Here is a 17,104-nt window from a genome sequence, read left to right as displayed (position 1 = left end):
TCCCTAAAAAATCGCCCTTTTTCGACAAAGAAAGGACAAAGCAAAAGGCCGTCCCCCGGCCTGAGGACAGCCTCCTCATTCTTATCGTCCTAAGAACGATTTCAACATCCAGACGTGTTTTTCCAAGCTGCGATGAATGCCAAGCAGCATATCCCCCGTCGTTTCATCGTTCACTTCATCCGCCAGCTGCATGCCTTCTTTCAATTCGCCGATCATCGTTTCAAAGTCACGGACAATCGAAGCCACCATTTGTTCGGCCGTTTCCGTCCCGGCCGCTTCTTTGACGGACGCCTGCTCGAGGCAGTCTTTCATCGTCGCCACGGGCTTGCCGCCCAACGCCAGCAGCCGCTCGGCCAGGGCGTCAATGTGGGTCGCGGCTTCGTTGTACAGCTCTTCGAATTTTTCATGCAGCGTGAAAAACTGCGGCCCGGTGACATACCAATGGTAGTTGTGCAGCTTCACATACAAAACAGTCCAATTGGCGATTTGCTTGTTGACAAGATCGATCAGTCGAGTTGCCATCGTCTCACTCCTCCTCATGGTTCTCTATACCCAGCTGGCTTGTTGATGAAACATGGGAAACGCACCGATGGATAGCTTCCCCCGATTCCGCCGAAAATATGAACGCCCGACCTGCGGAATATGGTATAATAAAAAGAAAAAGGTGGGCGTCATGATGTACTGGACGTTGGTTGTTTGCCTCATCATCGCCGCTGTCGTTCTCGCGTTGGCGGTCATCACGACTTCCAAAGCGTACACGTACAAACATACGGTCGATCCGCTTCCAAACGAGCGCGGCAGCGAACAACAAGCCGGCCCGAAGCAGCCGCAGTAGCGGCGCGGGGCCGGCTTGTTCATCAACCAAACACCTTTTTCAACTCTTCTTTCTCTTGCGAAAGCCAAAAGCGCATCAGCTGTTTGGCCGCCTCTAGGTCATGCAGCTTCGCTTGGCCGCATTGCCGCTCGGTCGCGGCTGGCACTTCCGTCGCGTCGAGCGCGTCCTTCATGGCTTCTTCCAACAAATCAATGATCTCGTCCACGGTCGGCGAGCCGCTCACGACAAGATAAAACCCAGTTTGGCAGCCCATCGGCGAGATGTCGATAATGTCGAAATGATCATATTTCGCCGCATGTCGGCGCAGCGTATACGCCAACAAATGTTCGAGCGTATGAATCGCGGCCGGGTCCATCGCTTCTTTGTTCGGCTGGCAAAAGCGAATGTCAAACTTATTGACGACGCCGTCGCTGCCGACTTTGTGAACGCCGCAATGCCGAACGTACGGCGCTTTGACCGCGCAATGGTCCAATTCAAAGCTTTCCACCGGTGAAGGCATGTCAATCACTCCTAGGTTATTTATTCTCTTTTTTATCATAACCAAAACGAGGAACGTCCCGCATCTTTTTTGCCTCTCGTTCGGCTTGGCGTCTATGCCCAAAAAGCAAGGCTGGGTCGGCGCCCCCATTCCGAGCGAACGACAGTCGTTTTTCTTGAACAAAAGAACGGTTTGTTCTATTGTAATCATGATGATCACAGAAAGGAGAACTCCACATGGGCCAATGGCTGATTTGGTGCATCCGCTTTTATCAACGCTTCCTTTCTCCGCTCAAGCCGCCGACATGCCGCTTTTATCCGACCTGCTCGAACTACGGCATCGAAGCGATCCGGCGCTTTGGCGCGCTCAAAGGGGGATGGCTGACGGTCAAGCGCATTTTGAAGTGCCACCCGTTCCATCCGGGCGGTTTTGACCCCGTTCCTGAACCTTCTCGGCGTCTGAAAAAAACAAAATAGTCGTCTCTTTGCCACAAATTGTCCTTGACCGATCACGCCCAAAATCAACACAGCCTGTTTTCTTTTGCCCCCGCCGTTTGCTCAATACGGCGATCATGTTTGTCTTTACAAGTCGAACACATCTTTTGATGAGGAGCCACAAAATCACTTCCCTCTTGCCATTTGGTTCATTTTTTTTGTACAATCGATCTTGTTAAATCGTAATGATTACTATTTTCAAAAAATGAGGTGGGACAGATGAACAAAATTCCTGTCACGGTATTAAGCGGTTATTTAGGGGCTGGAAAAACAACCTTGCTTCATCATATTTTGCACAATCGCGAAGGGAAAAAAATTGCCGTCATTGTCAACGACATGAGCGAAATCAATGTGGATGCCGAGCTGATTCGGCAAAACGACTTTTTCCGCACCGAGGAAAAGCTTGTGCAAATCCAAAACGGCTGTATTTGCTGCACTTTGAGAGAGGATTTAATCAAAGCGGTCGATCAGCTCGTTGAAAACGGGGAGATCGACTATATTGTCATTGAATCTTCCGGAATTAGTGAGCCGATTCCCGTCGCTCAAACCTTTACTTATTTAGACGAAGAGCTGGGAATCGACTTGTCGAAAAAATGCCGTTTAGACACGATGGTGACGATGGTCGACGCCAATCGTTTTTGGGCGGACTTTTCCTCGGGCGAAACCTTGCTTGACCGTCAACAGGCCGTCGATGAAACGGACAGCCGCGAAATTGCGGATTTGCTCATTGAACAAATCGAATTCGCTAATGTCATCATTGTCAATAAAATCGATCTTGTCTCGCCAGAGGAAGTGCAAAAATTACAAACCGTGCTTCACAAGCTCAATCCGGAAGCCGTCATCATCCCGGCAACTTTCGGCCAAGTGCCGCTTGATTCCATTTTAAACACCCACTTATTTGATTTTGAAAAAGCGAGCCAATCAGCCGGCTGGATCAAAGAGCTGAATGAAGAGCACACACCCGAGACTGAACAATACGGCATCTCTTCCTTTGTTTATCGAAGAAAACGGCCGTTTCATCCGGAACGTTTGATGAATTGGCTTGAAAACTGGCCCACAGAAGTGGTTCGCGCGAAAGGCTTTCTTTGGCTTGCGCCTTGGAATGACGTATGCGTTCTCCTATCCCAAGCGGGAACATCCGTCTCCATCCAAGCGGCAGGCCGATGGATCGCCTCCTATCCAGAGGAAGATAGACAACTGTTCTTGCAAGAAGAGGAGACATGGCGGGAAAAATGGGATGAGACCTACGGCGATCGCATGACCGAACTCGTGTTAATCGGTATTGACATGAATGCGGATGACATCGCACGCTCGTTAGATCAATGCTTGCTGACCGATGAGGAGATGAAGGAAGATTGGACGCTGTTGCCCAATCCGTTTCCTTCATTGATTCCTTCGGCCTAAACGGTGATCCTTCATTTTCAAATCGTAATGATTACGATATAATAAATGCGGACATCTTTATTCCAGAAAGGAGTTCAACATGAGAGCAACGTCCATCATTTTGTCTTTCCTTTTGGCGACGAGCGCCTTGCTATACGGCTGTCAATCGAAGCCAGAGGCAAAAGAGGGCCAAACATCGAACGATCAGCTAACGATTTATACAACCGTCTATCCGCTTGAAGACTTTACGAAAAAAATCGGCGGCGACGCTGTGAACGTCAAAAGTGTTTACCCGCCGGGAGTGGAAGCCCATACGTTCGAACCGACAACCAGAACCGTGCAGCAGATTGCCGATGCGGACGCCTTCATTTACATTGGCCACGGGATGGAACCGTTCGCCGAAAAACTGCAGGAAACATTACAAAATGAGCACGTCCGATTTCTCGTTGCCACAAACGGCATCGAATTGCTTGAATCGAACCATGAACAGGAGCATGCGCATGGCGAAGGGCACAAAGACGAACACGGAGAGGGACATGAGGAAGAACATGGCCATGAACACGGAGACAAAGATCCTCACGTATGGCTTGACCCCATCCGATCCATTGCGATCGCCGAGAACATCCGCGATTTGCTGATTGAACTGAAACCTGACAAAAAAGACCTGTTTATGCAAAACTTTGAAACGTTAAAGATGAAACTCGAGCGCCTTGACGGGCAATTCCGTTCAACAGTGGAGAAAGCTCCCAGAAAAGAGATGCTCGTTTCCCATCAAGCCTACGGATATTGGGAAGACCGCTACGGAATCAAACAGCTGAGCGTTTCCGGGCTTTCTCCGAGCAACGAACCATCGCAAAAAGAGCTGACTCAGCTCATCCAGACAGCCAAACAGCATCACATCCGCTATGTCATTTTCGAACAAAATGTTCATCCCAAAACGGCGGAAGTGATTCAGAACGAAATCGGCGCCAAGCCGCTCCGTCTGCATAACTTGGAATCGCTGACCGATGAAGATCGAAAAGCCCACAAAGATTACTTTGCTCTTATGGCCGAGAATCTCCGCGTGCTGCAAAAAGCCCTTTATTAAAATACAACCGCCTGTCTCTTTCGATTCGTGGGCTTTCTCATTTTGTTTCCCGGCTTCGTCTATTTCTGGCGTTTGTTTATGCACGATAAGCGCTATGTACGGCCAAAATAACAAGGAAAAAGGTGTCCCCAACGAGCGTGGGACACCTTCCTTTATGACGTGCGATCTTCTGCCCTGCAGAAAGAAAAGCACCCTTTTCCTCACCCATCACTCTCACTATTGCAGCGAGCGGACATAGGCCGCAATGGCCGCAATTTCTCCCGGCGTCAATGTTTGCACTTCTTTCGTCCGATGGCGCCGGATTGCTTCCTCGATCGTTTTCGCGCTGCCGTCATGCAAATACGGGGCTGTCGCCCATACGCCGCGCAGCGTCGGCGTATCCCACTGTTTGGGCGTCCGCGGGTTTGTGAACCGGGCGCGGGCGTCGCCTTTGGAGGCGCGGTCCTTCGGATTGGCCGTGCCGATATCGTGCAAGTAGGCGGTATTGGCAGTCGTCAATTTCCCGTCCGGCCCGACCGCCTTGACGCTGTCGGTGAAATACTCGCCCTCATGGCAGCTTAAGCAATTCCCTTTCCCGTTAAACAGGCGCTCCCCTTCCTTCGCTTCCGCCGTCAAGCTGCCGTCCGCCTTTCGATACGGGCTTTTCGGCACGGGGAACGAACGCGGGTCGTTCAAGTAGGCGAGAATGGCGTCAAACATATGCTGGACTTTCGGCGGCAGCGGCTTGGACGGGTCGATCGCCGTCATGCCGCCCATCTCGCCTTGCACCGTATGAATGTAGTCGGTAAAATCGTCGCGCGAACCATCCCACATAAACAGCCCAGTTTTCGTCGCCAAAATATTGCTCGGCACGTTGCGCGGCCCTTTCGCCGTCATGAGCGTCAAGCCGTTGATGTCGCCGTCGCTATGGCACGAAGCGCAGCTCATCCAATTGTTTCCTGTAATGTTGATGGCAAACTCGTCGCTGTTGGCGCTGTAAAAGATCGTTTTTCCTTCACGCACGAGCGGGGAGAGCGAATCTTTCGCAATGAGGCGGATCGTGCCGCTCTCCTGCTTCGCTTTCGCATATGGGCTTTTTCCTCCGGTTTTGATCACGGCCAAATCATGGCTCATGGCGTTGTGGACGTAAAGCGTCTTCCCATCCGGCGAAATCGCGATCCCGCGCGGATTGTTGCCGTGGATGCGTCGCAAAATTTGCGTCGCCTTGCCGCCGCGGCGCAAGTCAAAGACGACGAGGTCCTCGCTTCCAGACATGACCGCGTACGCTTTGCCGCCGTCCGGGGAAAACGCCACATCGTACGGATTGGAGACGATGATCGTCTCGTTATGAACATCAGTGACATTGATCGCGGCAAACAGCTCTTTCCGCTCGTCCGGCAACTCAACGTCGTTCGTCACATCAATGACCGAGATGGCCGGAAACACCGTTTCCTCAAATTGGATCGGCGTATCGATGTTCGTCAATAAGTGCGGAATATACGCTTTTTTGCCGTCCGGGGCGATGACGATTTGCTCAAGCGTGTTCGGAATGCCTTGGCTCTTTTTTCGATCGGCTTTGTCCGGCGACGGGGCGAGGGCGATTTCCTTGACCGCCCGCCGTTTCTTTGTGTCAATCACGGTGACTTTAGCCGCCAAATATTGCGTCACGTACAGCTTCCTTCCGTCCGCTGTCAGCGCCAGCGCCCGCGGCCGATCGCCCGCTTGGATGTCTTTGGTCCGCTTCCCGCTCTCAGCGTCAAACACCGAGACCGTGCCCGAGCGGTAGTTGGCGACATATACTTCCTCCCCATCTGGACTGGTGACGATGCCGAACGGCTCGATCCCCGTTTTCCAACGGTCGACGACTGTCCGCTTGTCAAGCGATACGACGTCCACTTCATCATCGTACATGCAGGAAACATACAGCGTCCGTCCATCCGGGCTGAGCGCCAGCTGGCGCGGTTCGCGGCCGACGGGAATTTCCGCTTCCTTCGTTTTGGTTTTCGCGTTGATGATTGTCACTGTATCCACATCGATGTTGGCGGTGTAGACATAGCGCCCGTCGCTGCTTACGGCGATGTTGTCGCCGTGCGCCGGGGCGTGTCTGACCACTTTCGGCTGCTCATGCCATGCCTTTTCGTCCTGACAGCCGGCCAACAGCGCGGCGATCGCCGCGGCGAACCACCATTTTCGCATTTCAATATTCCCCCGTTTTTTCACGAAAATGATAACCATCCTCAATTTTACAAAGAAAAGCGGCGAATCTCAATCGTATTCGCCGCTTTCTTTCTGTTATTTGTTGCCGGATCCAACATTGACCTTGACCGTCCGCAACACCGGCGCCACGCCGTATGGGCCGCCGGCCGCCTGCACTTGCGGCACATGGTCGCGGTCAGTGTTGCCCAATTTTTTCCCTTTGATGTAGACATCTCCCGTATCCCAAAACTCGCTTGCCTGCATCCCTTCCTGAAGCGTCGGGCCATCGACGATCCGGTCGTAAAAGTCGACGTAGCGGGAGATGATCGTTTCGCGGTCAAGGGATTTCGCCGTCTCATCCGCTTGGTCGTTGTTCAAGTTTTGCAGCGCCACGCGGAACACCCCCGACAACGCGCCGGCGAGCCACGGGGTGTACTTGTCCTCTGTTTCTCCCGTATGGTACACGTGCCATTTTTGATCCCAAAAATGGCGGTCCATCGCCTCATAAACAAGGCGCGCCGCATCGCGGTACGCTTCGTCTTTCGTCGCCAAAAACGCCGCCGTCAGCCCGCGGATCGCACCAAGCTGGGCAAGAAGCGTCGGCTCGTCTTGATCCGGCCCTTGGCCGATCGTATAGCCGTTGGCGACAAGCCCGTCTTTTCGCATCAAGTTGTGCATGATAAAATCCGCTTGCCGGCGGATGAGCTCAAGCGCCCGCTTTCCTTCCGGCGTGCCAAGCCCTTTGGCGCTCTCTCCGCTCGCATAGCCGACCGGCATCCCGTCAATCGCCCGTTCGAAGATGCGGAGCGCTTCCATTGTATAGCCGGCTTGGAACGTATCGACCCGATTTCCTTGCGTTCGCCCGTCATGTTCTGTCACAAACGCGCCCGCTTTTTCATTGAAATGCATGGCATCGATGTTGCGGAACACTTGCAGCAGCACGTCGCGGTTGACGGAATACGGGTCGTCGGCCACACGGTCGTTGGCTGGATCGGCATCCACATTTTCTTTTGCCGCTTTCGGGAACGGTTTTCCGTCAAACACGGCCAAAAACGCGGGGTTTTGATTTTTGTTTTCCGGCCGCTGGTCGGTCATGCCGAAAAACTCCGCCGCCGGCCATAGCATGAGCCATTGGTCCTCAAGCAAGCTGCGGGGATCTTTGACGACCAACTTCGCGGCATCCGGCGCCAGCTCGCTTCCCCTTTCAGCCACTTCCACCGCGTGCGGCAAATAGACGAATCCTCCGCTTGGGTCGTAACGGCTGCCGGCTGCCTTCGTCAACGCCTGCTGCTTCGCATCATAAAATAAATGGTCACGGATAAAAGCCAGCTTGTTCCATATTTGTTCCGTCAAAATCATCCCTTGCATCCCGTCGGCGGAGCTGACGCCAAGAGCGACGTTCCCGCTTTGATCGTCGTTTGGCGTTTTCGCCTCCACCTCTTCATCGCTGTCTTTTTGATGAAAATTGCCCAAAAAGTCGCCGGCCCAAAGCGCTTGCTTCAAAAAGACACCGCCGTAAGCCGATGGCGTGAGCACTTTGTCCATTTTTCCGCGATCCCAGCGAAGCGATTGGAAATCGACTTGATAGACGGGAACGTATGTACCGTCGTCATTTTCCGCGTACACGTCCGTGTCAACCTTTTGCGCATAATGCGGATCGCCGCCGGCGTACTCGATGAAGGTCGGGAACATGTTGCGGAAAATTTCCTCGCGCGGATAGCCGACGCTGTCCGCAAGCTCATAAAAACGGTCGGCGAGTGCTTCATCGGCTGGCTTATGCCGCTGTTCGGCCCGTTGCTTGGCGATCGGGCCGTTTATGAGATGGAGCCCGAGCCCTGACTTTTCCGTCACCTCATACATGGCTTCTTCGGAATACTCGTATGACTCGATGCCGGCCGTATAGTCAAATTTCGTCGGCTCATCCGGCTTTCTCGCGTCAAGGGTGTCCAAATCAAGCCCGAGCCCTTCCGCCAACGGCTCTCCGGACAGCTCAAATTCGGAGTAGGCAAACATATTGCCGGCCGTATCAAAATGATCGTCCGCCACCGGCACGTGCAGGCGCGGCGCTTCCGCTGAACGGCCGTTCTCTTTCTCCCCGACGGCGGAACAGCCGGACGCCAAAAGCAGCGAGGCCGCCGCCGACGTGGCCATGACTTTCCAAGGCATGCGTTTCATGACTTGCTCCCCCATTTTATTTAAAAATAACGATTTTCATTTTCAACCTATTTCATTATACGCCGGCGATCCCCTTCATTCAAGCCGGAATCCGTTCCATCACATTCCACCCGAGAAAGACGCTTTTCATGCCTCTTTTCTCCTTCCCTTAAGCCGGAATCCACTCAATGCGGCGTCCGCCCGTCCATAAAAAGCAGCATTCCAGTTCGTTCGGACAACGTCCGATTGTTTTGCGGCATAAGGACGACGCCGTTTCTTTGCATCGCCGAATGGCTTCCTCTTCCTCACACCACAGCAGCACACGAACCCGGTCGCGGTAAACGATGTACAACTCCCGATCCGCTTCTTCGCCCAATCCGCCGTCCGCCAGCAGCAGCGGCTTGCATGCCGCCTCTTCCATCGAACCGAAAAACTGCAGCAAATGATCCGTCACCTTGGCCAGCACAAGTCCGTAATGCAACGGCGTCGGAAACATCGACAAAGGAAGGAGCGAACGGTGCTGATCAATCAACCGAAGCAAGCAAAGCGGCGACCGCAGCGAAGGAGCGGTGTCGCAATACGCTTGAATGACGCGGCGAAGAAACCGGCGCAGCGCATACGGCCAGACATCCAACGTCTCGTGATGGATAGGCACCATGGCTCGCCTCCTGTTTGTTCATGCATGTTTTTCCAGCTGCTCCAATACAGCGTTTATCGAGCTCCATGACCGTTTCGCAAAATAAATAGGCTTGTCTTTGCTTTTCGCCTTCTCTTTCACTTTCTTCGCCAAATTATGGTTCACGTAATCGATCATGACCAATATGGCGTCGACATGCTCCGGAATGTCACGTCTCACCATATTCACTTTTCGTCCATTGAGATGAATGATTTCCCGGAATCCGGAACGCTCCAATTTATCGGTAATATGGCCTAAATGATCGGCTCCGACAACAAGCAGTGATGCCATCACGAAAGCCTCCTTTGCTCGCTTCTTTCTTTTTTATTTTAATTGAGAATGATTTTCTATGTCAATTATAACAAGAGATATTTTCATCATTTTTTGGGGCGATGAGCCCCCGCTTCAACGATGGTAAAGAAGGAAACGCCATTTCTGCGCGAAGTCCTTCTTTTATATTTGGGGCGGCGTGGGAGAACAACCATGATGGAAGCCGCCGATTACCCCTGCTTCCGTTGATCATGGAAGCGGGAGTCTTCTCGGTTAGAGATGGATAAAATGCCTGCAAATGCGTCAAACTATAGAGGCGGGCGATTTCATCACGACAAGGGGGATGACCATGGCGAAAGATGTTCTTTGCGAAGTGCACAACTGCCGTTATTGGGCAGAAGGGAATCGCTGCAGCGCTGAAGCCATTTACGTGGTCAGCCATGCAGGAAAAATGGCGTCTGATTCAACGGAAACAGACTGCAAAACGTTTGTTCCGGCCCATAAAGCATGATGCGAGACCAACGAGGCGCTGCCCGGCCAACCGGGCGGCGCTTGCATCGTTCGAGGGGGATGACGATGGACAAACGCGCCAGCCTCATTCAAGCGCTGCAAACGGAAATGAAGCGGGCCGCTTTAGGAACATACCCAGCTTGCATCGACTCCTTCGCCCGTTTGTGGGATTATGAGTTCGGTTCGTTTGATCAACTCCCACCTGAGATTGAACGGCTCATCGCCCATCGGGCCGCTGAACTCGGGTGGATGGATGACGTTTGAGGGCCGTCCATTTCGGAACAAACGCCAGGTGGAGCAAAAAACGACGTTGGATGGCCATCCCTATGTTTCCATCTGCGCGATGGAAATCGGCCGTGCAAGGAATGACGTTTGACTGCCGTCCTCCAACAGGGGACAAAGCGGACGGATGAAGCTGGATCGCAGCGGTCTAAAAGCAAGGGCTTCGATTCGGCGAACGCCATGCCTCCCGGTCGGAACGCCGCGGGAATGGCAGCGGCAAAAAGGCAGGAACCTCGACTTAGGCGAGGCCCTGCCTTTTCTGCTTCCGAACAGGTGTTTCTACTCCTATCAAAAGGTTTGTTCCGTTTTTGGAATGAGCCTTTTCAGTTCGCGTCGCAGCAGTTTTTGCGCGGCGTTGCGCGGCAGTTCGTCGACGAAGTAAATGCGGGCCGGCACTTTATATTTCGCCAGCCGCTCGCGGCAAAACGCGCGAAGGGCCGCTTCGTCTGGCGACGCTCCGCGTTTCAGGCGGACGAACGCATACGGCACTTGCCCCCACGTTTCATTCTCGACGCCCGTCACCCCGGCTTCTTCCACATCGGGATGCGACAGCAGCACCGCCTCCACCTCAGCGGGATAGACGTTTTCGCCGCCGGAAATGATCAAGTCAGAACGGCGGTCAAGGACGTACAAAAATCCGTCTTCATCAAGATAGCCGATATCGCCGGTAAAAAACCAGCCGCCGCGGATCGCTTGCGCCGTCGCTTCCGGGCGTTGCCAATATCCTTTTGTCACATTCGGCCCTTTGACGACAATTTCCCCCGCTTCATGCGGCGCAGCCGGCTTTCCGTCTTTTAGGATGCAAAGCTCCGCCGGAAAAAGCGGCTTGCCGGCCGAACCGAGCTTCGTCAAACTGTATTCCGGCGCGAGTGTTGCGATTTGCGACGCCGTTTCCGTCATCCCGTATGTCTGGTACACCGGGATGCCCTTTTCTTTGCATGCCTCAAGCAGCGGGCGCGGCGCCGGCCCGCCCCCCAGCAGCATGCAGCGGAACGTATCGGGGTAGCGCGCTTCCCCGAGCTCGGCCACCATCCGCTGAAGCATGGCAGCCACGACCGACATGATCGTCACGTCGCCGCGCATGATCCATTCGTTCGCTTCCTTTGGGTCGAATGACGTTTGCAGCCGCATCGGCATGCCATAAATGACGCTGCGCATGGCGATCGACAGGCCGCTGATATGAAACAGCGGCACGGCGGCCAGCCAGCAGTCGCGCTCATGCAAGCCTAAATTGAGCGCCGAACCGACCGCGCTCCACCAATGGTTGCCGTACGTTTGCAAGACGCCTTTCGGAGTGCCGGTCGTCCCGGACGTATACATGATCGTGGCGACTTCCTCCAAATCGCACGTTTCTTTTAAGGAGACGTCCACTTCCGGAAGCGCGGCAACCGCGCCCACAGTCAGAACGCGTCCATCGCCGTCAAGGCTCCCGGCTAGCTCCTCATCGGCGATGGCAAGCCGCGCGCCGCTGTCATCAAGCTGCCAGCCAAGCTCATAGGACGTAAGGCGCACGTTTTGCAGCAGGACGCGGGCGCCGAGAAAAAACAACGCATGGATGATCTCGATCATCTCGATGCGATTTTTCATCAGCAAGGCGACAATATCTCCTTCCTTGACGCCTGCTTGAGCGAGGCGCCGCGCCCAGACGGCAGCCGCTTCATACAATTCGGCAAACGTTTTTGTCCGCCGCCCGTCGCTCACGGCGATTCGCTCCGGGGTTAAAAACGCCCGCTGCTTCAGCCAGTTTGGCATCGTTGTCATCTAGCGTCCTCCTTTCTTGCCCCCTCCTCCGCCGACGGCCAGCGAAAGGATTCCTCCCTTCGGAAAAGCGACAAAAAGCAGCTTGACGCGCCATCAAGCTGCTTCTTCGTTCTCATCACGGGAAGCGCGGGAATTGGCTGAAGTCCGGCTTCCGTTTTTCTTTGAACGCCCGCATTCCTTCCTTCGCCTCTTCGGTCGTGTAGAAGAGAAGCGTCGCGTCGCCGGCGAGCTGTTGGATGCCGGCCAAGCCGTCGGAGTCGGCGTTGAACGCCGCTTTTAAGAAGCGAATGGCCGTCGGGCTTTTTTCCAAAATTTCTTGCGCCCATTTGACCGTTTCTTCTTCAAGCTGCTCAAGCGGCACGACTTTGTTGACCAGCCCCATTTCGAGCGCTTCTTGCGCCGTGTACTGACGGCATAAATACCAAATTTCCCGCGCCTTTTTATGGCCGACGATGCGGGCCAAATAACCGGCGCCATAGCCGCCGTCAAAGCTTCCCACTTTCGGCCCGGTTTGGCCGAAGATGGCGTTGTCCGCGGCGATCGTCAAATCGCATACGACATGAAGCACATGCCCACCGCCGATGGCATAGCCGGCGACCATCGCAATGACCGGCTTCGGAATGACGCGGATGAGCCGCTGCAAATCAAGCACATTGAGGCGCGGAATTTCATCCTCGCCGACATAGCCGCCATGGCCGCGCACTTTTTGGTCCCCGCCCGAGCAAAACGCCTTGCCGCCGGCGCCGGTCAAAATGATGACGCCGATATTCGAATCATCGCGCGCTTTCGTAAACGCATCGATCATCTCGTTCACCGTTTTCGGCCGAAACGCGTTATGTACTTCCGGACGGTTGATCGTAATTTTGGCGATGCCGTTGTACGTTTCGTAAATAATATCCTCATAGTCGTACTGCTTCACCCATTCAAACGGCATTTACACTTCCCCCTTTGTCATGAATTCACTTACTATTTTAGCAAAAATGCCGGGCTGTTCCACGTGAATTGCATGTCCGGCTCCTTTTACACAGATAAGTTCGCTGTTGGGCAGCCGCTCGTGCATTTGGGCGGCGATGCGGCAAAACTTCTCATCGCGCTCCCCGCAAACAAGGAGCACAGGCATGGCAAGTTCGCCAAGCCGTTCCCAAAACGACGGCTGCACGCCGGTCCCCATCCCGCGCAAACTGTTGGCAAGCCCCGTTGCCGTATGGCGGAGCCGCTCGCGGCGAATCGCCGCTCGCACCGGATCCGGGAGCGTCTGCTGAGTGGCAAACAGCGGGATTTTTTCCCAATCATCGACAAAAGCACGGACGCCTTCCGTTTCGATCTTTCGCGCCAACGCCTCATCCGCTTCCCGCCGCGCGCGCCGCTCCTCCTCTGTCTCCAAGCCGGGCGAACTGCTTTCCAGCACTAAGCGGCGAACGCGGCGCGGATGCCAAACGGCGAACGCCAACGCGAGCCGGCCGCCCATCGAGTAGCCGAGCACGTTCACTTGTTCGACGCCCCATTCGTCAAGGAGCGCCGCCAAGTCAGCCGCCGCGTGTTCGATCCGATACCGTCGGGCGTCCTTTGGCGCCTCGGTCCGCCCATGGCCCAACAAGTCGACGGCCATCACACGGAAGTCCGGCCAAAACGGGGCGAGCGGCCGCCACGTGTCCGCGCTGCCCGTAAACCCGTGAAGCAACAGAAGCGGCTCTCCTTCTCCGTATTGTTCCACATGGTAACAAACCCCATTCACCATCATGGTCATGCCAATCCTCTTCATTCGAGACATTTCGCGATTTCCCGAGCAACCTCGTTCCACAACAATCGATGCATTCGGACATTTTCCGCGCGCGACGTGCGCACTTCAATGACATGAAGCCCGCCTGACGACAGCGATTCCGATACATGGCGGCGGAACTCCGCCCAATTGTGCGGCACCGTATGGCGGCCGCCGTACATCTCGACGGCGTGGGCAAACGACAAATCCGTCGGCGTGCCAAACAGCGTTTCAAACGCCCCTTTATGGCGCGCCTGCGGCAAAAACGAGAAAATGCCGCCGCCGTTGTTGTTCAACAACACAATGGTAGCTGACAACGAATGCATCTTCGCCGCCAACAAGCCATTTACATCGTGGTAAAACGACAAGTCGCCGATCACCAGCACAAGCGGGTTCGCGGCAACGCTTGCGCCCAAGGCGCTCGAGACGACTCCGTCAATGCCGTTGGCGCCGCGGTTGGCCAAAACGCGAAGCGGCTTGTCCGTCGCAAAGAGAAACGTATCCGCATCGCGAATCGGCATGCTGTTGCCGACAAACAGCGCCGCCCCGGCTGGAAGCAAATCGGCAAGCTCCGTGAACACTTTCCCTTCAAACCATTCTTCTTTTGGCAGATGGCGCTCAAGCGCCGCGCGGGCGATCGCGTTCATCTCTAGCCATATCGCCGACCACGCGCTTTTGTTTTCTTTCGGTTTCGCCCATTCAAGAAGCTGGCGGCAAAGAATCAGTTCATCACTCTGAACGAAGCTGTCCGCGGACAACGTTGGATCGCGCCAGCCGCCGTCGTCGACAACAATTTGACGAATCGCGCGATGGCGCTTGAGCCATAAAAAGAGCGGCTTCGACACCGGCATGGCGCCGAACCGAAGCACCACATCCGGCACAAGCTTGGAAGCGGCGGTTTCCTCCCGCAATATGGCGTCATAGCTGTCCAGCACGTACGTTTTGTCATGCGTACCGGCGCGCAACTGGGAAAGCGGATCAGCCAAAATCGGAAAATCAAGCGCCCGCGCCAACTCGGTGACCGCCTCGGCAAACCCAGGGCGATCGAGCGGCCCGCAGACGATCAACCCGCGTTCCGCCGCCGACAGCTGCTCATACAGCGCCGATACGCTTTCTTGCGGCAGCGCTGGGCGGCCGTGCCACACTTGCGGCGCTCTCGAAACAGACCGCACCCGCTCCCAAACCGCCTCATCGATATGCGGGACAAGCGGCTCGCGAAACGGCGCGTTCACATGCACAGGCCCGCACGGTGCACCGGCGGCCGTTTGGACGGCTCTTGCCGCCATCGTCCGCGCGTATCGCAACATATCATCCGCCTCTTCCGGCAGCGCCAAGTCCACAAACCACTTGGCGTAGCGTCCGTATAAGTGCAGCTGATCAATCGCCTGCGGCGCCCCGACATCGCGCAGTTCATGCGGCCGGTCGGCCGTCAGCACCACGAGCGGCACGCGCGAATAGTATGCCTCGACAACCGCGGGCCCATAGTTGGCCGCCGCCGTTCCGGACGTGCATACGAGCGCGACCGGACGCTGCTTCGCTTTCGCCAAGCCGAGGGCGAAAAACGCGGCCGACCGCTCATCGATATTCATATATAGTCGAAGGCCAGGGTGGGCCGCCATCGCCATCGCAAGCGGCGTCGAGCGCGAACCGGGGCTGATCACCGCCTCCGTCACCCCGGCCTGCGCCAATCCGTCCACCAATGCCGCTGCATAAACAGACAAGGCATCAGCCATCGTTCATCACTCCCAACGCCGATAACATCGGGGCCATTTTCACATTTGTCTCTTCATATTCGCTGTTTGGGTCGGAATCGGCGACAATGCCGCAGCCGGCAAACAGCATGGCTTCCTTCCCGGCGAGCAAGGCGGAGCGAATGGCGACCGCCCATTCCCCATTGCCTTCGCCATCCACCCAGCCGATCGGCGCTGCATACCATCCGCGGTCAAGCGGCTCAAGGGCGCGGATCACCTCCAGCGCTCGATCGCGCGGCGTTCCGCCGAGCGCGGGTGTCGGATGCATCATTTCCACTAAGCGGAGCACCGAGCGCTCGCGGCAGCCACGGCCGACAACCGGAGTGCATAAATGCTGGATGTGCGGCAGCTTGAGCAGCTGCGGTGCGGGCGGCATCTCGACCGTCTCGCAGACGGAAGAAAACAAGCGGCCGATCATTTGCACAACAAACTGATGTTCTTCGTTGTTTTTTCGATCTGCCCGCAGCCAAGCGCCAAGCCGCTCGTCTTCCTCCATATCGGCCCCGCGGCGCACCGATCCGGCGAGGCAAACCGACCGGCACATTTTCCCTTCTTTTTGGACAAGCTGCTCAGGGGAAGCCCCGATAAAACAGCGGCCGTCCTGTTCAAACGCAAAAATGTAAGCAAACGGCTGCTGCTCGCGAAGCCGCTGGAGTACGGCCGCGGCATCCACCGTTTTGGCAAACGCCAGGCGCCGAGCGCGGGCGAGCACCACCTTGTCCAACGCCCCCGCCCGAATCGAGGCGATCGCTTCGCGAACAGCCGCCAACCATCGTTCTTTCTCTTCTTCTTCGTCTGACACAAGGCGCGGAAGCCGCTTTGGAGCGGCCATGGGGTCGCTGATCCGCTCAAGCAAGCGCCCGACCCGCTCCCAGTCCCGTCCTCTTTTGTCCGTTGGGACGGTGACGGTCAACGTCGTTTTGCCGTTTCTTACGGCAAGAAGCGCGGCCGGCGCCACGAGCTTCCCGGCCGGAAAGCCGCGCCACATGTCGGTGCCCGGCCGATAGGGGTCAAACGAAAATCCGCCAAACAATAACGGCGGCGCATCGGCCGCGCCGTATGGCTCCATCTCCTTCTTCCATCGGCGCCGGCCCGCTTCCACGTCATCAAACCGGCTGTCGGCCTTCTCCGTTTCGATCGCATAAACGGAGCCGAGGCCGACCAATATCGTGCCTCCGGTTCGATCCGCCCAAAAAAACCGTTCGCGGAAGCCGCATGACGGCCCTTGCATAAAAAAAGAAACCGGATCAACGCCCTCCCACGGTTCCGCCCAGCTGACAAACGGCCGCCCTGCATTCACCGCCAATCTATGCAATTGTTGCTGCAGGTGATGTCGAAATCCAATCGCCACGTTCCTCACGCTTTCTGTCGTAAAATTCCCCCTCCATCCCCACTTCCCATTATAATATAATAGGAAATCATTTATCTATCGGGAAGGGTTGACATGCTTTCAACGTTTGCCTACACTTATTTTGGACATAAACGAATG

The 17,104-nt window shown here is 55.5% G+C and carries 17 protein-coding genes; 6 read left to right on the top strand and 11 right to left on the bottom strand.

All coding sequences use genetic code 11. The features are described 5' to 3' along the window. Positions 1 to 81: 81 nt before the first annotated feature. A complete protein-coding gene (locus CWI35_RS13960; protein ID WP_014196600.1) occupies positions 82 to 522 on the bottom strand; it encodes a Dps family protein in 441 nt (146 codons plus the stop codon). Between the two features lie 151 nt (positions 523 to 673). Between CWI35_RS13960 and ytzI the strand changes: the two genes are divergently transcribed. Continuing rightward, on the top strand, positions 674 to 835 hold the full coding sequence (ytzI, locus tag CWI35_RS13955; RefSeq protein WP_014196601.1) for a YtzI protein: 162 nt from the start codon (positions 674 to 676) through the stop codon (positions 833 to 835). Between the two features lie 22 nt (positions 836 to 857). On the opposite strand, the gene CWI35_RS13950 is transcribed toward ytzI, so the two are convergent. Continuing rightward, positions 858 to 1,334 (bottom strand): S-ribosylhomocysteine lyase, encoded by a 477-nt coding sequence (locus CWI35_RS13950; protein WP_023633424.1) that lies wholly within the window; start codon positions 1,332 to 1,334, stop codon positions 858 to 860. A 215-nt stretch (positions 1,335 to 1,549) separates the two neighbouring features. Here CWI35_RS13950 and yidD point away from each other — a divergent pair, with 215 nt between their 5' ends. From yidD to CWI35_RS13935, 3 genes are all read left to right on the top strand, one after another. Further along, complete coding sequence (gene yidD, locus CWI35_RS13945; RefSeq protein ID WP_062898891.1) at positions 1,550 to 1,789, top strand: membrane protein insertion efficiency factor YidD; 240 nt, start codon at positions 1,550 to 1,552, stop codon at positions 1,787 to 1,789. A 237-nt stretch (positions 1,790 to 2,026) separates the two neighbouring features. Further along, positions 2,027 to 3,211 (top strand): GTP-binding protein, encoded by a 1,185-nt coding sequence (locus CWI35_RS13940; RefSeq protein ID WP_119877858.1) that lies wholly within the window; start codon positions 2,027 to 2,029, stop codon positions 3,209 to 3,211. A 79-nt stretch (positions 3,212 to 3,290) separates the two neighbouring features. Further along, positions 3,291 to 4,277: a metal ABC transporter substrate-binding protein gene (locus CWI35_RS13935; RefSeq protein WP_062898893.1), complete on the top strand. Its 987-nt coding sequence runs from the start codon at positions 3,291 to 3,293 to the stop codon at positions 4,275 to 4,277. Positions 4,278 to 4,493: 216 nt separating this feature from the next. Here the strand turns inward: CWI35_RS13935 and CWI35_RS13930 are convergent, their stop codons facing one another. From CWI35_RS13930 to CWI35_RS13915, 4 genes are all read right to left on the bottom strand, one after another. Further along, a complete protein-coding gene (locus tag CWI35_RS13930) occupies positions 4,494 to 6,452 on the bottom strand; it encodes a beta-propeller fold lactonase family protein (RefSeq protein ID WP_119878016.1) in 1,959 nt (652 codons plus the stop codon). 96 nt (positions 6,453 to 6,548) lie between these two features. After that, entirely contained in the window at positions 6,549 to 8,627 is a 2,079-nt protein-coding gene (locus CWI35_RS13925) for a hypothetical protein (RefSeq protein ID WP_011232339.1), read from the bottom strand. 148 nt (positions 8,628 to 8,775) lie between these two features. Then, positions 8,776 to 9,264, bottom strand: a complete 489-nt coding sequence (locus tag CWI35_RS13920; RefSeq protein WP_013524470.1) for a hypothetical protein — start codon at positions 9,262 to 9,264, stop codon at positions 8,776 to 8,778. Between the two features lie 18 nt (positions 9,265 to 9,282). Further along, a complete protein-coding gene (locus CWI35_RS13915; protein WP_011232341.1) occupies positions 9,283 to 9,573 on the bottom strand; it encodes a DUF2325 domain-containing protein in 291 nt (96 codons plus the stop codon). 328 nt (positions 9,574 to 9,901) lie between these two features. Here CWI35_RS13915 and CWI35_RS13910 point away from each other — a divergent pair, with 328 nt between their 5' ends. Continuing rightward, positions 9,902 to 10,063, top strand: coding sequence for a DUF1540 domain-containing protein (locus CWI35_RS13910; RefSeq protein ID WP_011232342.1), 162 nt, complete (start codon positions 9,902 to 9,904; stop codon positions 10,061 to 10,063). 65 nt (positions 10,064 to 10,128) lie between these two features. After that, the gene (locus tag CWI35_RS13905) at positions 10,129 to 10,326 is read left to right on the top strand and encodes a hypothetical protein (protein WP_011232343.1); all 198 of its coding nucleotides are present in this window, start codon (positions 10,129 to 10,131) and stop codon (positions 10,324 to 10,326) included. A gap of 306 nt (positions 10,327 to 10,632) precedes the next feature. Here the strand turns inward: CWI35_RS13905 and CWI35_RS13900 are convergent, their stop codons facing one another. From CWI35_RS13900 to CWI35_RS13880, 5 genes are all read right to left on the bottom strand, one after another. After that, positions 10,633 to 12,105 carry an o-succinylbenzoate--CoA ligase gene (locus CWI35_RS13900; protein ID WP_011232344.1) on the bottom strand — a complete coding sequence of 491 codons (1,473 nt, stop codon included), beginning with the start codon at positions 12,103 to 12,105 and terminating at the stop codon, positions 10,633 to 10,635. 115 nt (positions 12,106 to 12,220) lie between these two features. Further along, the gene (gene menB, locus CWI35_RS13895) at positions 12,221 to 13,039 is read right to left on the bottom strand and encodes a 1,4-dihydroxy-2-naphthoyl-CoA synthase (protein WP_011232345.1); all 819 of its coding nucleotides are present in this window, start codon (positions 13,037 to 13,039) and stop codon (positions 12,221 to 12,223) included. Beyond that, positions 13,040 to 13,852 (bottom strand): 2-succinyl-6-hydroxy-2,4-cyclohexadiene-1-carboxylate synthase, encoded by an 813-nt coding sequence (gene menH / locus CWI35_RS13890; protein ID WP_020278047.1) that lies wholly within the window; start codon positions 13,850 to 13,852, stop codon positions 13,040 to 13,042. Between the two features lie 11 nt (positions 13,853 to 13,863). After that, positions 13,864 to 15,597, bottom strand: a complete 1,734-nt coding sequence (menD, locus tag CWI35_RS13885) for a 2-succinyl-5-enolpyruvyl-6-hydroxy-3-cyclohexene-1-carboxylic-acid synthase (RefSeq protein ID WP_014196609.1) — start codon at positions 15,595 to 15,597, stop codon at positions 13,864 to 13,866. Next, positions 15,590 to 16,966 (bottom strand): isochorismate synthase, encoded by a 1,377-nt coding sequence (locus tag CWI35_RS13880; RefSeq protein ID WP_011232348.1) that lies wholly within the window; start codon positions 16,964 to 16,966, stop codon positions 15,590 to 15,592. The genes menD and CWI35_RS13880 overlap by 8 nt, the downstream gene beginning before the upstream one ends. Positions 16,967 to 17,104 lie beyond the last annotated feature (138 nt).

Source organism: [Bacillus] caldolyticus (assembly GCF_003595605.1).
In the GTDB taxonomy this organism is placed as follows: domain Bacteria; phylum Bacillota; class Bacilli; order Bacillales; family Anoxybacillaceae; genus Geobacillus; species Geobacillus thermoleovorans.
This window is presented reverse-complemented; position numbering and strand designations above follow the sequence as displayed.